Here is a 17,392-nt window from a genome sequence, read left to right as displayed (position 1 = left end):
GATCTTCCTTCTGTCGCAAGAGGAATGATCAACCAAGGGCTTCATTCATGATCAACTGGGGTCACATCACGCTGCTACCGGTTAAACAACAAGCTGAGGGGCCGTTTCAGAACGGGGTGCAGGCGGGTGTGAGACGTGCCCGCCGCGGAGGCGGGGCGACGTTTTCGCGAGAAACCGGCGTTCCGCGTGAGGGCGGGGCGCCGGTTTCGCGCGAAAACGCCACCGGCGTCTGGCGCGCGGTGTCTTCGGGTGAGCGTGCCCGGGGCTGTTTCAGAAGCGGCTCTAACGACGTGCGCGGCACAGCGCCCCGGCGATGGCGGCCTGCCCCAGGCTGATCCCGCCGTCGTTGGGCGGCACCTGCGAATGCAGCAACGTGCGGAACCCGTTGCTGTCCAACGACATCGTGACGCGCTGCAACAGCAGGACGTTCTGGAAGACACCGCCGGAAAGGGCCACGGTGCCGATGCCGGTGGACTCCCGCATCCGGCCGCAAACGTCCACGACCGCCGCCGCCAATCCGTTGTGGAACCGCGCGGCGATCACCGGCAACGGCGTTGCGGCGCGGAGATCGGCGACGACCGAACGAACCAGGTCCGCGCCGCGAACGCGCAACACCGGCCCGCCACTGATCGACACCGGGTATTCGCCCGCCTCGGTGGTGTCGGCGAGTTGTTCGAGTTCGATGGCGGCCTGGCCTTCGTAGTTGATGAGGTCCCGCACGCCGAGGATCGCCGCCGCGGCGTCGAAGAGCCGTCCGGCGCTGGAAGTCGGCGGCGCGTGGCGATCCCATCGCGACAGCGCGGCGATCTCGGCCCAGTTCGCGTTGCGCCGCAGCACATCGAGATCCGGGGACAGGTTCCCGCACTCGGCGAGGTAGGCGACCGCGGTCCGCCACGGCTGCTTGATGGCGGTCGTCCCCCCGGGCAGCGGAACCGGTTCCAGGTGGCCCTGCCGCCGGAAGCCGGTCAGGTCGGCGACCAGGAACTCCCCGCCCCAGATCGAGCCATCGCCGCCGTACCCGGTCCCGTCGAACGCCACTCCGAGCACGGGGCCGGATTCGCCGTTGTCGGCCAGGCAGGATGCGATGTGCGCGTGGTGGTGCTGCACCCCGACCAGCTCGGTACCGTCCAGTTCCGCCGCGTACTTCGTCGACAGGTACTCGGGGTGCAGGTCGTGGGCGACGACCCGCGGTTCGACGTCGAACAGCCGGCGGAAGTGCTCGATCCCGTCGGTGAAGGACCGCAGCGTCTCGTAGTTCTCCAGGTCACCGATGTGGTGGGAGACGAAGACGTGCTCGTCCTTGGCGACGCCGAAGGTGTTCTTCAGCTCGGCACCGCAGGCCAGCACCGGCTGCGGGAACGGCCACGGCAGCGTCACCGGTTCCGGCACGTAGCCGCGGGACCGCCGGACCGGCATCGTGCGGCCGCCGACCACGCGGACGACGGAGTCATCGGTGCGGACGTGGATGGGCCGGTCGTGGACCAGGAACGCATCGGCGATGTCGCCCAGCCGCGCGAGCGCGTCGTCATCGCGGTAGGCGATCGGTTCGTCGGAGACGTTGCCGCTGGTGAGCACGATCGGGCGGGGAAAGCGGCGCAGGAGCAGGTGATGCAGCGGGGTGTAGGGAAGCATGAGGCCCAGCTGGTGGTTCCCGGGCGCGACGCTCGGCGAGACCAGGGTGTCGGGCAGCCGGTCGAGCAGCACGATGGGGCGTCGCCGGGACGTGAGCGCGGCTTGCTCCGCGCCGTCGATCGCGCACAGCGACCGGGCCTGCTCCACCGAGGCCACCATGACCGCGAAGGGCTTGTCCTCCCGGTGCTTGCGCTTGCGCAGGGTGGCCGCCGCATCGCTGTTGGTCGCGTCCACGGCCAAGTGGTACCCGCCCAATCCCTTCACGGCCAGCACTTCGCCGCGTGCCAGGACCGCCACCGCTTCGGTGAGGGGGTCGCCCTGAAGGGCCACGCCGCCGCTGTCGGTCAGCCGCAGCCGCGGCCCGCAGTCCGGGCAGCACACCGGCTGGGCGTGGAACCGGCGATTCGCCGGATCGCGGTACTCCGCCTCGCACCGGGCGCACAGGGTGAATCCGGCCATCGTCGTATTCGGACGGTCGTACGGAACGTCCCGGACGATGGTGAACCGCGGCCCGCAGTTGGTGCAGTTGGTGAACGGGTAAGCGGACCGCCGGTCGTCCGGATCGGTGATTTCGCCCAAGCAGTCGGCGCAGGTGGCGGTATCGCTGGAGACGAGGGCCGCCCGCGATCCGGTCGAGTCGCTGTCGACGACCCGGAACCCGGTTTCGGCCACGGCCGCGACATCGGCGACGGAGATCCGGGCCACCACCGCCAACGGCGGAGCCTGCTCCCGGAGCATGCCGAGGAACCGCCGGATGCCTGACGCCGGCCCCTCCACCTCGACGAACACGCCGTGCACGTCGTTGCCGACGTGCCCGGCCAGCCCCAGCCCGGTCGCCAGCGAGTAGACGAAGGGCCGAAAGCCCACGCCCTGCACGATTCCCTCGACCCGAACACGCTTCCGGACCAATTCGCCCATCGACCCAGTCTCGAACGAAGGACCACGCAACGCATCCGCGCGACTTCACCCGGACGCGACTCTGCCGGCGCACTTCCGCACGTGGATGGGCGGGTGCCACTCCCGTGCACCGAGTGCACCCGAGTCGCTGCAGCCCCGCGCCGCCCGAGCAGCAGAGCCGGTCAGGCCCGGACCCTGTTAACTGGACGGCGCCGACCACGAGAACCCGTGTTCGACGAACACGGGACCATTCGAGCGTCGCGACGTGCAGGTGTGCTTCCGGAGGCCGGCAGGCCCGTCCACATCGCGTCCCGAACGCCACTTCTGAATCCGTCCACATCAGACCCCCTTGCCGCAGAAGGTGATTTTGCCTGCCGACCGAGTCATTCGCGGTGCCTGGCGAGCGATTCGCTTCTCGCCGTTGGCGAGATCCTTGGTCAGGGCGCAGATTCTCTTCTGAGATGGGACTTTCGGCGCTATCACCGGGCGAACTCGGCGTGTTCGCATGGCTACAGGGCGACCGGGACAAGTGTGGACGCAGATGGTGCGTGGCCACGACGCAGCGGTCGCCAAGTGGGCACACCACCGCTCCGGCAGCAGTCGGCCGGAACATGGGGGTGGCGGGCCGCGGGTGCGCCAGGCGTACCGCAGATCACCACCGGGACGGGAACCAGGGCTGGCACAGGAGACAGACCTCGATGGGATACCAGCTCGGGGTGGACCTCGGCACCACCTTCACCGCGGCGGCAGTCGCCGTGGAGGACCGAGTCGAGGTCGCCACGCTAGGTGAGCACGCGCCGAAGGTGCCGTCGGTGCTGTTCCTGACCGACGCCGACGACTTCCTCGTCGGCGAGGCCGCGCACCGCCGGGCGGCCACCGACCCCGGTCGCGTGGTCCGGGAGTTCAAACGCCGGTTCGGTGACCCGGCCCCGATCATCCTGGGCGGCAAACCGTTCTCCGCCGACGCGCTGATGGCCCGGCTGCTGCGCTGGACCGTCGACACCGTCGCCCGCGAGCGAGGTGAGCAGCCCGAGCACGTGACGGTCTGCCACCCGGCGAACTGGGGGCCGTACAAGCAGGACCTGCTCTCCCAGTGCTTCCAGCTGGCCGACCTGACCGGGGCCACCACGGTGACCGAACCGGAGGCCGCGGCCATCTCCTACGCCTCGGCGGAACGGGTCGACGCCGGTGACACCGTCGCCGTCTACGACCTCGGCGGCGGCACGTTCGACGCGGCGGTGCTGGCCAAGCGCGAGCGCGGATTCGACCTGGTCGGAGCATCGCAGGGCATCGAACACCTCGGCGGTATGGACTTCGACGAGGCCGTGCTGACCCACGTCGTGCGCAGCACCGGGAAGTCCTTGCACGGACTCGATCCGCGCGACGTGCACACCCGGCAGATCATCCTGCGCCTGCGCGCCGAATGCACGGCCGCCAAGGAGGCGCTGTCGGAGGACACCCAGACGGTCGTGCCGGTGCTGCTGCCTCAGGTCCAGACGCAGGTGCGGCTGAACCGGCAGGAGTTCGAGCAGATGATCCGGCCGAGCGTCGCCGAAACCATCCGGGACCTGCTGCGCGCACTGCATTCGGCCGAGATCGAGCCGGGGGACCTGCAGAAGGTGCTGCTGGTCGGTGGATCCTCGCGGATCCCGCTGATCTCCCAGATGATCTCCGCGGAGCTGCGCAGGCCGGTGGCGGTCGACGCCTCCCCGAAGTACGCGATCGCCTCCGGCGCGGCCATCACCGCACGCGAACGAGCCGCCAGCCGGCTCACCCCGGCTCCGCCGTCCGCAGCCGCGAGCCCGGTGCCGGCCGGGATGAGCGAGCCCGCTGCGGAGTTGGGCCCACCGGTAAGCGCCCCGCAGGAGGCGCCGAGCGAGCCGGCGCCGGTGCAGCCGGAGCCGGCGGCAGCGGAGCCGGTACCGCAGCAGCGTGCAGCGGCGGAGCCGCCGGCACCTGCCGAGGAGCCGGAACCCGCTCCGGTCGCGGCCGCACCCGGGGAAACGGCCGGTTACGTGCCCGAGGCCGCACCGGTCGCACCGCCGAGTTCGCCGCTCAAGATGCCTTCGAAGCCCTCGATGCCGTCGATGAAGGTCCCCGCAGCGCTGAAGGAGCCGCGGGCGCGCGTGATCACGCTCGTGGTCGCTGTGATCTTGTTGCTCGGGGGCGCGGGTTGGGGCGGCTGGACGTTGCTGTCGGGCATGTCCGGCGCGCCTCCGCCACCCGCGGTGGCGCCTCCGGCCCCAGTGCCCACGCCTGCCCCGTACCAGCCGGGCGGTAGCGACTCCGGGGGCGGCGGAGGTACGGACAGCGGAGGTACGGACAGCGGCGGTACCGGCGGGGGCACCGATAGCGGTTCCGGCGGTTCGGGTGGTTCCGGTGGTGGCACCGATAGTGGTTCCGGCGGTGGCTCTGGTGGCGGCACGGGCGGCGGCACGGACAACGGCTCCGGCGGCGGTTCTGGTGGATCTGGGGGCGGTTCCGGCGGCGGCACCGTGACCGACGACCCGCCGAAGCCCACCGACGAAAACCCCCCGAATACCGGCGATGGAGAAACTGACGGCACCAACAAGGGCACCCACAACCAGTGATGGCGTCCGGGTGGACGACCACCCACGACACGAGGCGGGAAGACATGGACGAGGAGATGGTCGCTGACACGGGTGCCGGCGACGAGACCACGGACTTCTCTGCCGAGGAAACGACGGATTACACGGCAGCGGAAACGACGGACTACTCCGCCGAAACAGATATGTCGACCGAGACGGACTACTCGGCAGATACCGATTACTCAGCCGAGACGGATTACTCGGCCGAGACGGATTACACCGCCGAGACGTCCGACTACGGCACCGCCGAGGACTCCACCGACGTCGCTTACACCGATCCATCCGAGTACGGCACCGCTGAGGACTCCACCGACGTCGCCTACACCGATCCATCCGAGTACGCGGTCGATGAGCCGGCGGACTACGGCGCCGAGCCCACGGATGTTGTCGAGGAGTCTCCCGATTACTCGACGGAGGACGTGGTCCAACCCGGCGAGGAGACTTCCGGCACCGGCGAGTACACGACCCTGGAATACCAGTTCCCCGCGGGTGAAAGCTGGGCTTCCGAGGCGGGGTACGAGCACCCGGGGGCCGGGGAACAGCCGGAGGTGGAACCGGCCGAGCCTGGTTATGAGAGTTTGGCGCCTCATACCGAAACCGAGTACCCGGAGCGTGGGGCGTGGGAGGACGTGCAGCCGGCTGAGCCTGGTTATGAGAGTTTGGCGCCTCATACCGAAACCGAGTACCCGGAGCGTGGGGCGTGGGAGGACGTGCAGCCGGCTGAGCCCGGTTACGAGAGCTTGGGGCCGCACACCGAAACCGAGTACCCGGAGCGTGGGGCGTGGGAGGACGTGCAGCCGGCTGAGCCCGGTTATGAAAGCTTGGGGCCGCACACCGAAACCGAGCACCCGGACTACTCGACGACGCAAGACGCGGGCCTGGCAGCGGAACAGCAGGATCTCAGCCAGGCGGACCTGGACAGGCTGCGAGACCTCGACGCCCACGGCGTAGCGGGCCCGACCGGGTACTTCGGCGGCGAGGACATGCGGGAGCCGCTGGGAGCCGGCACCGCGGCCGAGACGGGTGTCCAGGAGGACCCCAACACCTCGTACTACGTCGACCCCGGGCTAGAACCGTGGGACACGGGGTACGACACGACCTTGGATACGTCCGGGCTCTGGGAAGGCGGAGGCTGGGACACCGGGGGACCGTACACCGGGGGCTGGGACACCGGGGGACCGTACACCGGGGGCTGGGACACCGGGAGCTGGACCACCACCACGACAACGACCACCACCACGACAACGACCACGCTGCCGTGGGCGCAGGGCGATCCGTTCTCGAATCCGGCCCTGCTCCAACTCATCGAGCCGACCCTGCACGACACGGGCTGGCTGGGCAGTCCGGTCGACGCCACGACCTCCGTCGCCGGTGCCGAGCTGGGTGGTTGGGTCGGTGAGCCGCTGGCCGGCACCGACTGGGGCTCGTACGCCGGGGACACCCTGTCCGGAACGGGGTTCGGCGACTTCACCACGGTCGCCGACGACCTGCTCGGCGGGGAGTGGGGCGACCTGGCCGGTTCGGTGACGACCACGATCGGCGACATCGGGCTCGGCGACATCGGGATCGGCGGGGTCGCCGGCGGTCTGCTCAGCGGGGACATCGGCGGGCTGGCCGACAACGTGGCCACCGGGCTCGGTGTCGGCGATTTCGGCCAGGCGGCCACCGACTTCTACAACGGCGACTGGGGCGGTCTGCTCGGGACCGCGGCCGAGGAGATCGGTGTCGGCGATCTCGGCCCGATCGGCGACGTGGCCGATGACGTGCTCAGCGGCGACTGGGGCGGGTTGGCCGGTGAAGCCGCTGGTGTCGCGGCCGATGCGCTCGGTGTCGGGGAATACGCGGATGTCGCTACCGACGTCTTGAGCGGTGACTGGGGCGGCATGCTGGGCACGGCGGTGGACCTGGGCGGCACTGCGCTCGGCGTCGGCGGCATCGCCTCGGGAGTGGAAGACCTCTTCGAGGGCGACTACGGTGCGGCGGTCGGCGGTGTCGCGGGGGCGACCGTCGGCGGAATGTTCCTCGGGCCGCTGGGAGCCGCAGCCGGTGGCTGGCTCGGCAGCGAGTTCGGCGAGTGGCTCGGCGACGCCGGTGTCGACGAGGCCATCGACGACGCGGCCGACGCGGTCGGTGATTTCACCTGGGACGTGGTGACCGACATCGGATTCGACGATGAGCTCACGGACGTCTGGGACTTCAGCACGGAGGCGGTCAGCGACATCGGTGACGCCTTCACCGATTTCGGCACGTCGGCGGGCGATGTGTTCGACGACGCCGCGGAGACGGTGACCGACGTGGTCGACGACGTCGGTGGTGCCCTGGAGGACGCCGGCGAAGCCATCGGCGACCTCTTCGGGTTCTGACCGATGCACATCCACAATGGACTTTGACGGTAACGGGGTCGGGTGGGCGGCAATGACAGGGCCATCGCAGCAACCCAAGCCCCCCGAGGGGGGCTCCGCGCACTGGGTGGACGGCGTCGAAGCCGTCCTGGCCGCGGCCAGCAGGCTCGCCGAGAAGAGCGGGCGCAAGGACCTGGTCCGGCGGTTGAACGCGGACCGGAAGCACCTGGCCGACCGGAAGAAGCGGTTGATCCGCATCGTCGTGGTCGGCGAATTCAAGAAGGGCAAGAGCTCGCTGGTCAACGCGTTGGTCAACGTGCCGATCTGCCCGGTGGTGGACACCGCGTCCACCGCCGTGCCGATGTCGATCACCTACGCAGAGAAGCCCGCCGTCACGTTGACCTACCAGCCGAGCGGCAACGGCAAGAAGGAGGCCAGCCGGGTGGCCGCGCCGATGCGGGAAATCCCCAGGCAGGTCACCGAGGCGCCGCCGAACGACAAGGGCGGCAAGTTGATGTGGGTGGACGTGGGCATCCCGAACCAGCTGCTGTCGCAGGGCGTGACCTTCGTGGACACACCGGTCGGCGGCCTGAGCGAGACGGCGGAGGCGCCCACCTACGGCGTGCTGTCGGCCGCCGACGCGCTGGTGTTCGCCACCGACGCCGCGCAGGAACTCACCGCGACGGAGATCGAACTGCTCAAGTCCGCGAAGAACCTCTGCCCGAGCGTCGTCTGCGCGGTGACGAAGATCGACCTCTACCCGCAGTGGCGGCAGATCGTCGAGCAGGACAAGGCGCACCTGCGCGCCGCGGGGCTGGAGATCCCGGTGTTCCCGGTGGCCACCGCGTTGCAGGCGCAGGCCGCGCTCAAACGCGACAAGCGGCTGTTCGCGGAGTCCGGCTGCGTGCCGCTGCTGGCCTACCTCGGGCAGAAAGTGGTCGCCAACATCGAACGGCTCACCCTGGCCGCGGTCACCGCGAACTTCCGCGACGTGCTGGGCCAGGTCGACCAGGTGCTGGCGGCCCGGCAGCAGACGTTGGCCGATCCCGAGCAGGGCAAGGAGCTCGTCGCGAAGCTGCAGGAGGCGGGCAAGAGGGCCGAGGCGTTGCGCGCCGCCGGGGCGCGTTGGCAGCAGACGCTCGGTGACGGCTTCGGCAACATCTCGTCCGATGTGGACTTCGACATGCGGCGGCGGTTCCGGGATCTCACGCGGGAGGCCAACAAGGCGATCGGCGAGGGAGATCCGGCGAAGACCTGGGAGGAGATCCAGGCGTGGATGCGGCGCCGGCTGACCGCGGAGGTGGTGGAGAACTACACGTTGCTCCAGCAACGCGTCGCCGAGCTCGGCAAGTCGGTGGCCGAGCAGTTCGCCGAGGAGCAGCAGGGCGCCGAGGTCGAAGTGCACGCCGAGGCCCCCACGGAGCTGATCAAGGAGCTGGAGGAGGCGGCCGAGGACGTCGAGATCGTCAAGGCCAGCCTGAAGACCAAGGGGATGCGCACCGGCATGCTGCTGTTCAAGACCGTGGGCCGGGTGGCGCTGATGTCCGGGATGAACCCGGTGTCGATGGCTTTCGGCGTCCTCAGCGGTGTCGGCGGACTGCGCTCCGGGGCCAAGCGCGACGTGCAGGAACGCCGCCAGAAGGCCAAGGCGGCGGTCAACCAGTACACCGAGGACCTGAAGTTCCACATCGCCAAGGACTCCAAGGACACCATCCGCCGGATGCAGCGCGAGATGCGGCAGGGCTATTCCGAACGCGCGGCGGAACTGCAGAACGCGGCGGCGCAGTCGGTGGCGGCGGCGAAGAAGTCGTTGCAGGCGGACAAGGCCCAGCGGGAGCGCCGCCTGCCCGAGATGGAGCAGGCCCGCAAGTCCGTGGCAATGCTGCGCAGGAAAGCCGAAACGCTCTTCCGGGCAAGTGAAGGCGGGGTGCGGGATGAACAACTCATCGCTCATCCAGCAGGTTGACGGGGTGATCCGGTCGGCGGCCACCGCCTACGCCGGCACCCCGGCCGAGGCATCGCTGCAGACCCTCGCGGTGCGGGTTCGGCAACCGCTGCGGGTGGCCATCGCGGGCAAGGTCAAGGCCGGCAAGTCCACCCTGCTCAACGCGCTGATCGGCGAGGAGCTGGCGGCCACCGACGCGGGCGAGTGCACCCGCATCGTCACCTGGTTCCAGCACGGCGACAGTTGTCGCGTGGTGCTGCAGCCCAGGCAGGGCGAGGCACGGGAGGTGCGGTACGCCCGCCCGGACAGCCGCGCCATCCGGATCGACCTCGGCGGCGCCAGGGCCGCGGACGTGGAGCGGCTGGTGGTGGAGTGGCCGTCCACCGCGCTGCGCAACTTCATGCTCATCGACACGCCGGGGATCGGTTCGGTGTCGACGGACATCTCCGAGCGGGCCCAGGACTTCCTGACCCCGTCGAACGGTCGGGCCACGCCGGCCGATGCGGTGCTGTACCTGATGCGCTACGCGCACCGCGAGGACATCCGGTTGCTGGAGGCGTTCCACGACGACGACATCGTGCAACCGACACCGGTCAACGCGGTGGGCGTGCTGTCGCGTGCCGACGAGATCGGTGCGGGCAAGATGGATTCGATGGCGAGCGCGGCGCGCGTGGCCGATTCCTACCGGAAGAGCGAGCAGGTGCGCCGGCTGTGCCAGACGGTGCTGCCGGTGACCGGGCTGCTCGCCTACACCGGGCGGACCCTGCGCGAGGAGGAATTCCGCGGGCTGGAACTGCTGGCCAGGGCACCGGCCGAGGAACTGGCGCCGACACTGGTTTCGGTGGACCGCTTCATCAAGCTGGACTGCCCCGCCGAGGTCGACGCCGAAGGGCGGCGCCGGCTGCTGGAGCGCCTGGGCATGTACGGACTGAGGCTGGGCATCGAGCTGATCCGGTCGGGCAAGTGCGGCAATTCCGCGCAGCTGGCCGCGATGCTCATCGAGAACTCCGGGCTGCGGCAGCTCGTCGCGGCGCTGGGCACCCAGTTCGCGGCCCGGGCCGAAGTGCTCAAGGCCAGGTCGGTGCTGCAGGCGCTGGGCATGGTGCTGCGGCAAATGCCCTTGGAGGGAAACAAACAACTGGTCGCGGAGGTGGAGCGGGTGTGGGCCGGCGCCCATGAGATCGCCGAGCTCCGGTTGCTCAACTCCCTGCGGCAAGACCCCGCCGGGCTCACCGAGGAGGAGGTCGCGGAAGCCGAGCGCCTGCTGGGAAGTTCGGGAATCGCCCCGGCCCGCCGCCTCGGGCTGGCGCCGGAGGCCGACCAGGGAGCGATCCGCAATGCCGCGCAGGGGGCGCTGGCGCGTTGGCAGGGCCGGGCGGAAAGCCCGGCGAGCCTGCGGCAGTCGGTCGCCGCCGCCCACGTCCTGATCCGCACCTGCGAAGGAATGCTGGGCGACCTCGTCGAACCGACCGGGTGACCGCGGGTCGCTCGAGCCGAACATCGGTGCCCGTCGGGTCAGACCCCGTGCTGGAGCGCACGTCCGGTTCGGCGGGCCGGGAAGGAGGGTCCTGTGCAAGACGTGGGACCGAAAGCGAATCCTGGATATCCGAACGACAGCGGCGTCCCGTTCCCCGGGCCCGTCCAGGAAGGCGACTTCAGCGACGAGCACGCGGGCCAGCAGGCCGGAAAAGCGATCGGCGGCGTGATCGGGAGCGCTGCCGGTGAGGGGTTCGGGGCGGACTGGGCAGGTGGCGAGGTCGGCGAAGGAGTCGGCGGCATCGTCGGGGAAGGCGTCGACGCGGTCCGCGGCATGGAGATGGTGCCCGAAGAGGACCTCCCGCACGAAGCGGACCCCGCTGACGCGGGAGCCGCAGCTGCCGCGTCCGAGCAGGGCGCCGGCATGTGCCTGCCCGGCACGGACGACATGGGTGGAATGTCGGCGGATGCGAACATGTCGGGCGGCGGCTACTCCGCCGAACCGAACATGTCGGTCGACCCGGGCTCGCTCGACGGCGGCTACTCGGTCGACCCGGGCGCGCTCGACGGCGGCTATTCCGTCGACCCGGGCATGTCGGATAGCGGCTATTCCGTCGACCCCGGCATGACCGATGGCGGCTACTCCGCCGAGCCGGACATGTCCGACGGCGGCTATTCCGTTGACCCGGGCTCGCTCGACGGTGGCTACTCGGTCGATCCGAGCTCGCTCGACGGCGGCTACTCCGCCGAGCCGGACATGTCCGGCGACGATTCGGCGGACTATTGAGGAGATGGTGGCTTCAAAACCCGTCCTCGTCGAATGAGGTTCTTCCAACCTCGTTTTGCGTGGCGGTGCGGGTGGCGGAACCTCAGAGGCTTCCTGGTCTGTGGGTGCCCTGACTTATGTATGCCCAATACACGGCGTCAGGGCCGTCCTCGCCAGGAAGCCTCTGAGAACCCGCGGCGGTGCCGGTGTCGTAGGTGGGCTATGCGCCTGCGGCGCATGCGACACCACATCGATGTGCGGCTTTGCGGCCCGCGGCTGCGGGCCGACCAGGACGAAAAACGCTCAATAGAACGGGACTATGGCTCGGCTCGTTCCGATGCGGCACGGGGCTCGCCCCTAACGCCATAACGCGAAGAGCCTTTTCGACGCACAGGCAGCGATAGCCATCGTCGTGGTGTACTGCGGGATCAAATTTCCGGGTACGCCGGGCAATGGCGTACCTCCGATCGTCGGCGACGGGAGCTTGGCTGCCAACCCGGGGTCAACCGGTGCAACGCGGCGGTAGGCGGTGGAACACGACGTTCCGGATCTGCTCGCCGGAGATGTCAGCGGTCAGGTACGTGCAGTGCGGCTGGCTACGACGATCGGTGGGAGAGCCGGGGTTGAGCAGTCGAAGACCGCCGGGCGTGGTGGTGTCCCACGGGATGTGGCTGTGCCCGAACACGAGCACGTCGGTGTCCGGGAACAACCGATCGCATCTGGCTTCCCGGCCCCGTGCGGGGCCGGTTTCGTGGATCACGGCGAGTCGGACTCCGCCCAGCTCGGCGCGGGCGACTCCGGGAAGCCGGCTTCGCAGTTCTGGACCATCGTTGTTGCCGTACACCCCGATCGTCCGTGCGCTGCGCGCCTCGAGTTCGTCCAGCAGCGCGACATCGACCCAGTCGCCGGCGTGGATGACGGTGTCGGCTGTTGTCACCGCGTCCCAGATCTCCGCTGGCAGGGTCTTGGCGCGTTTCGGGAGGTGAGTGTCGGCGATCAGCAGCAGGTGCATGCCCCGAGTGTCGAGGAGACCGGTGCCGATGCGCCACAGCGCGGTGGATGTGGCGCAGCGGCGTTGCGGACCGTTCCTGCGGTCACATGCACGGGGAAGAGCTCGGAAGCTCGCTCATGCGTGCCGGCGACTTTCCGGCGAGGAGCACACCTGTTCCGGTGGGTGACCCGGTACTTGGCGATGATCGCCTTGTTCTTCGAACTCGCCATGGCCTGCCCGTGACCTGCCCGATGGCGAACCCGGCTAGAGCGGTTCCTGGTCGCGCCGGGGCAGGAGAGAGCTCTCGTCGTTGGCCCATCGGTGGAGCAGCAGCGCTTCGAGTTTGCCGCCCAGGTGGGTGCTGGCGCGGATGCCGAACACGACATCGGAGGCGAGTTCTGGCTCGGAGTCCAGCAACGGGGCGAGGACGCTCCGTCTGACCAGCTGTTCGTGGACAGCGTCGGCTTCCACGTGCTCGGCGTAGAAATCAATGGCGTCCGGGCCGCAGCCGAGCCGTCGCATCGCCTGGACGAGCCGGTCGGAGCCGGGCGACGAGGTGAGCTCGACGGTGGCGAACTGCCCCAGCAACGCGCCTCGGAGACCGCGGTGCAGCCCGCACATCGACATCAGATTGACTTCGGCGAGCGTCTCCGCCGGGGCGGGATCGAGGTAGGCCCCGTACCGGTCGTCCAAGCCGAGAGCGCGCATCATCCTGGCGAACAGGTGGGAATGCATGCGTTCGGGGTTACCGGCACCGTATTCGTCGTGTTCGATCGTGACGAAAGCGGATTTGGCCGCCCCGGAGAGCCGGGGGATCACCCAGGCTTGTGGGTCCGCTTCCTTGAGGTGGTACAGCGACCGGTGCGCCACGTACTCGCGCAACTGCCACAACTGCCCGTCGCGACGGAGGTGGTGCGTGACCCCCCACGCATCGGCGGGCTCGACGAGGACGTTCTGCAGTTCGGCCGCCACGTCATCGCCGGCCGGGACGTCATCGCGCAAAGCGGCGAGGAACACCTGCTCAAGCCTCTGGCGAAGCGCCAGCAGCGTGGTGTCCCATTCCCACTCCGGTTCGACACCGCGAAAGCCGCGGTAGTGCAGTTCGTGAAGGCAGTAGAGGGCGAGTTGCAGGTCTTGCCCATAGGGGTCGGCCCCGTTCAGGGGCGTCGGCGGAGCCGGGTTGCCGCGGAGCGTTTCGAGGACCGCGGATGACAGCGGGCCGCGGGGGAACGGCAGCTCCGGTGTCTCAGCACTGCCGGTCGTCTTCGAAGGTCTCGTTCTGGTCGTCATCGGTCTTCCTCCGGCGGCTTCGGGCGCAGCGGCGGTGGCTGGTGTCGCACATCGGGTAGCGGCGACTCCGGCGGCACGTGCACAGGGCGGTCACCGCACGTTCGGAACACACGCGACGTCCGTCTGGTGTGATCAGTTCGACCGGGCCGTGCACGAGCACGGGCCCCTCGCCGGTGATCTCGATGCGAGTGGGGGAGCGGTCAGTCACGGCAACCCTCCACGACGACGAGTTCCTCTTCGCGGCGGCCCGATTTCAGCAGTCCGCGACCTTCGACGAGCGCGGTGCGGGTTCGCATCACCGGACCGAAAGGCACGCGAAATCGCGCGACCACCTGTGCCCGAATACCGGCTCCTTCCAGCCGCACCAGGGTCGCGCGTTCATCGCACACCTCGGACTGCACGATCAAGACCGTGCCGCCGCTGGAGAGCGCGTCGGCAGACCCGAGGCAGATCCGGTCGAGCACTTGCCTGCCATCAATGCCCGCATCCCAGCAGCGAGCAATCCGGTGGCGGGGGAGCAGCGAAGTGGGTGCGGGCACGTAGGGAGGATTGGCCAGCAGGAGATCGAATCGTTCGCCCCGCACCGGCTCGAAGAGGTCACCGCGACGAACATCGACCGGGGCTCGGTGCACCCGGGCGTTGAGCCACGTCGCGGCTGCGGACCGCAGTGACAGGTCGACCGCCGTGACCGATGCCGCCCCGGCCCGCACCGCCTCGAGGGCGAGCGCACCCGTACCGCATCCGATGTCCAGCACGCGCCGCCCGCGGGCGTACTGGCCTTGGCGCATGACGTCCGCCAGCAACGACGTGTCGTCGGCTGCTCGGTAGACACCGGGTAGTCGCATGAGGAGCACCCCGCCCTCATACCCGGTACCCATCGGGCGAAACATCGGACTCCGGTCGTTTCCGGTGACGCCGACGTTCAACGGCGGGAGAAGAGGAAGAGCCCGTACCGCCAGCGCTCGTCCATCCAATGCCGGTGAGGGAGCAGGCCGAAGTCGCGCATCTCATCGATGAAGTGCGCCGGATCGAACTTCGCGGAGAATCCGACGTTGATCGAATCGCCTACCGCGAACTCCAGCCGGATGTCCAGTGCGCGCAGTTCCGCCACGTGCTCCGTGGTGGCGTAGAGGTGGCCTTCGACCGTGCGGGTGTGCTCGTTGTAATGGGCCCGCGCCTGGAAGCGGTCGAGCAGGAAATCACCGTCGAAGCGACGGTTGAGGTGGGCCAGGTGGTTCAGGCGGAACCGCACGAACGCGGAACTGCCCGGCGGATCGTTGTAGCAGGTTTCGAGGACGTGCTTGGGTTTGACCAGGTCTGCTGAAACGAGAAAGCGGTCGCCGGGTGCGAGCGTGCGCTCGATCTCCGCGAGCAGCGCGTGGCGTTCGGCGGCGGTCGTGTTTCCCAACGTGCTCCCCAAGAACATCATCGTGACCGGCGCGCGACGTCGTCGGCGGATCCAGCGAAGCCCCGCTTCGTACCGGCCCCACAACCCGCGTACGGTCAGCTCGCGGCAATCGGCGGCCAGCGAGTCGCCGCTGGAGACGAGCATTTCGCGGCTGACATCGATGGGAAGGAACGTCGTTCGACGCCGGGCAGCGCACGCGGCGAGCAGTACTCGTGTCTTCTTCGCGCTGCCGCTGCCCAGTTCGGCGACCCACGGTGTTCCGAGCTCGTCCGCGATCGCCCCGGCATGCCGCTGCAGCAGACCGTCTTCCACGCGGGTCAAGTAGTAGTCAGGTAGCCCGGTGATCTCCTCGAAGAGTTCTGACCCGAGCGCGTCGTAGCCGAAGTGCGGCGGAATTCGAGGCGGCGCCTCGCGCAGGCAGGCCACCAGGGCATCGCCATCAGTCCAGAAGCCGGTGTCGCCGTCCACGGCCTCGACCCTGGTCCGGCCTTCCAATCGCCCACCAACGTTCGCTGCTCGGGTGCATCGGGCTCGTCGACCGGCATTCGAGGCGTGGTCGCCTCCGACCGGCCAGGAACCGGTCGCGAACGAGACGTCGCGAACTCGGTTCGTCCGTGTCTCCCGAATACCCGGCTCGGCGAGTCTCATGCGCTCAGCCCCACTCGCAGTCGCCCATCTGCAACGGCGCCGCGCGGAGAAGGCACTGCTGGCACACGACATCCGCACCCATGTCGGGCCGCTCCTGGCACAGGAACGAATCGAGGCGACCTACGATCTCCAGGCCTACGACGACGCATGCACCCGCCTGTCCGGACCTGGAAAATCGGCGATGTCGTGCAGGTCGTTCGCGCCGATCCGCTTCCGCCGCGCCGCGGCGGCGTGCAATCGCCCGAGAACTCCGGTCCCGCCCCGCCCGAACCGCTGTTCCCATTCGACGAACGCGTCCCGCCGCACGAATGCCCCCTCGGCGATGAAGCCGTCAGCCCGGGACCACCGCGACCGGGCACGGTGGGTGGTGCAACACGCCCCTGGTCACGGAACCCATCAGCAGGCCGGGAAATCCCCCGAGTCCCCGGTGGCCGACGACCAGCAGCTGCGCATGCTGCGCGGCCTCGCGCAGCGCTTGCACCGGCGGGACGTTCGACACGATCTGGCGAACGACCACTTCCGGGTAGGGGGCGGTCCCGGCGGACACCTGCTCGGCGAGGCGCTTTTCGGCGCCGGCCAGGAGTTCGTCGCGGTCCGGGTGGTCGTAGGGGCCGGGAATGAAGTAGGCGTTCGGCAGCGCCTGCACCGCGACGAGTTCGCTGCGACGTCGGTCGGCCGCGTGGAAGGCGTAGCGCAACGCCTTCCGGCTGCCCGTCGAGTCGTCGACCCCGACGACGACCGGCCCGGACGTGGCGGTGCCGGGGCCCGGGACGACGACCACCGGCGACGAGGCGTGCGTGGCGACCGCCGCGCTGATCGAACCGAGCAACGTCTCCCGGAACGCGCCTTGCCCGCGCGAGCCGACCACGACCAGCCGCGCGGAGGCCGACCGGTGCACCAGTTCCTCGGCGGGATGCCCGGTGGAGACCTCCTCGGTGATATCCAGTTCGGCCACCGCCTGGCGGCAGCTGTCGGCGATGTCCCGCACCACTTCCCCGGCGAACGGATCGCGGGTGGGATCGTTGTTGACCAGGAGGACGTGCAGCGGAACCGACAGGCGCTCGGCCTCGACGGCCGCCCACCGCGCCGCTTGCGACGAGGACTCGGAGCCGTCCACGCCGACCACGACGGACTGCTTCGCGCGTGTCATGCTCGCGCCCTCCCGCGATGCTCGGACCGCAACGTCGCTCACGTTGCCAACCTCGACCGCCGCGCTGATAGGGCCGATGGGCTCTATCGCCGCCGACGAGGTGGGGTGGTCTTCTCACGCGTCGCGCGGTACTTCCTGCGGAGACTGGTGGAACCCGACGACGCATCCGCTTGGAGCCGGGCGAACCCGAGGACCCCTCCATCCGCAAGCCCCACGTCCGACGGAACTCCAGTGACCA

The 17,392-nt window shown here is 69.3% G+C and carries 12 protein-coding genes; 5 read left to right on the top strand and 7 right to left on the bottom strand.

Going from position 1 to position 17,392, the window contains the following annotated elements; genetic code table 11:
* Positions 1 to 282: 282 nt before the first annotated feature.
* Positions 283 to 2,550, bottom strand: a complete 2,268-nt coding sequence (gene hypF, locus AC07EQ_RS07300; RefSeq protein ID WP_478387066.1) for a carbamoyltransferase HypF — start codon at positions 2,548 to 2,550, stop codon at positions 283 to 285.
* A gap of 677 nt (positions 2,551 to 3,227) precedes the next feature.
* On the opposite strand from hypF, the gene AC07EQ_RS07295 reads away from it, so the two are divergent.
* The 5 genes from AC07EQ_RS07295 (at position 3,228) to AC07EQ_RS07275 (ending at position 11,688) form a co-directional block, all read left to right on the top strand.
* Positions 3,228 to 5,120 carry an Hsp70 family protein gene (locus tag AC07EQ_RS07295; RefSeq protein WP_478387065.1) on the top strand — a complete coding sequence of 631 codons (1,893 nt, stop codon included), beginning with the start codon at positions 3,228 to 3,230 and terminating at the stop codon, positions 5,118 to 5,120.
* Between the two features lie 44 nt (positions 5,121 to 5,164).
* Positions 5,165 to 7,501 (top strand): ICP22 family protein, encoded by a 2,337-nt coding sequence (locus AC07EQ_RS07290; protein WP_478387064.1) that lies wholly within the window; start codon positions 5,165 to 5,167, stop codon positions 7,499 to 7,501.
* Positions 7,502 to 7,553: 52 nt separating this feature from the next.
* Positions 7,554 to 9,446, top strand: coding sequence for a dynamin family protein (locus AC07EQ_RS07285; protein ID WP_478387063.1), 1,893 nt, complete (start codon positions 7,554 to 7,556; stop codon positions 9,444 to 9,446).
* On the top strand, positions 9,415 to 10,902 hold the full coding sequence (locus AC07EQ_RS07280) for a dynamin family protein (RefSeq protein ID WP_478387062.1): 1,488 nt from the start codon (positions 9,415 to 9,417) through the stop codon (positions 10,900 to 10,902). Before AC07EQ_RS07285 ends, AC07EQ_RS07280 begins: the two co-directional genes overlap by 32 nt.
* Before the next feature lie 102 nt (positions 10,903 to 11,004).
* Positions 11,005 to 11,688, top strand: coding sequence for a hypothetical protein (locus AC07EQ_RS07275; protein ID WP_478387061.1), 684 nt, complete (start codon positions 11,005 to 11,007; stop codon positions 11,686 to 11,688).
* Positions 11,689 to 12,169: 481 nt separating this feature from the next.
* Here the strand turns inward: AC07EQ_RS07275 and AC07EQ_RS07270 are convergent, their stop codons facing one another.
* The 6 genes from AC07EQ_RS07270 to AC07EQ_RS07245 form a co-directional block, all read right to left on the bottom strand.
* A complete protein-coding gene (locus AC07EQ_RS07270; protein ID WP_478387060.1) occupies positions 12,170 to 12,679 on the bottom strand; it encodes a metallophosphoesterase family protein in 510 nt (169 codons plus the stop codon).
* 243 nt (positions 12,680 to 12,922) lie between these two features.
* On the bottom strand, positions 12,923 to 13,948 hold the full coding sequence (locus AC07EQ_RS07265) for an iron-containing redox enzyme family protein (RefSeq protein WP_478387059.1): 1,026 nt from the start codon (positions 13,946 to 13,948) through the stop codon (positions 12,923 to 12,925).
* On the bottom strand, positions 13,905 to 14,156 hold the full coding sequence (locus AC07EQ_RS07260; RefSeq protein ID WP_478387058.1) for a CDGSH iron-sulfur domain-containing protein: 252 nt from the start codon (positions 14,154 to 14,156) through the stop codon (positions 13,905 to 13,907). Before AC07EQ_RS07260 ends, AC07EQ_RS07265 begins: the two co-directional genes overlap by 44 nt.
* Positions 14,149 to 14,874, bottom strand: coding sequence for a HemK2/MTQ2 family protein methyltransferase (locus AC07EQ_RS07255; protein ID WP_478387057.1), 726 nt, complete (start codon positions 14,872 to 14,874; stop codon positions 14,149 to 14,151). Before AC07EQ_RS07255 ends, AC07EQ_RS07260 begins: the two co-directional genes overlap by 8 nt.
* Positions 14,871 to 15,824, bottom strand: coding sequence for an L-histidine N(alpha)-methyltransferase (locus AC07EQ_RS07250; RefSeq protein WP_478387056.1), 954 nt, complete (start codon positions 15,822 to 15,824; stop codon positions 14,871 to 14,873). Before AC07EQ_RS07250 ends, AC07EQ_RS07255 begins: the two co-directional genes overlap by 4 nt.
* Positions 15,825 to 16,335: 511 nt before the next feature.
* Positions 16,336 to 17,154 (bottom strand): universal stress protein, encoded by an 819-nt coding sequence (locus tag AC07EQ_RS07245; RefSeq protein ID WP_478387055.1) that lies wholly within the window; start codon positions 17,152 to 17,154, stop codon positions 16,336 to 16,338.
* Positions 17,155 to 17,392: the final 238 nt, after the last annotated feature.

The sequence above is a fragment of the Saccharopolyspora sp. NPDC045839 genome (assembly GCF_056431645.1).
This window is presented reverse-complemented; position numbering and strand designations above follow the sequence as displayed.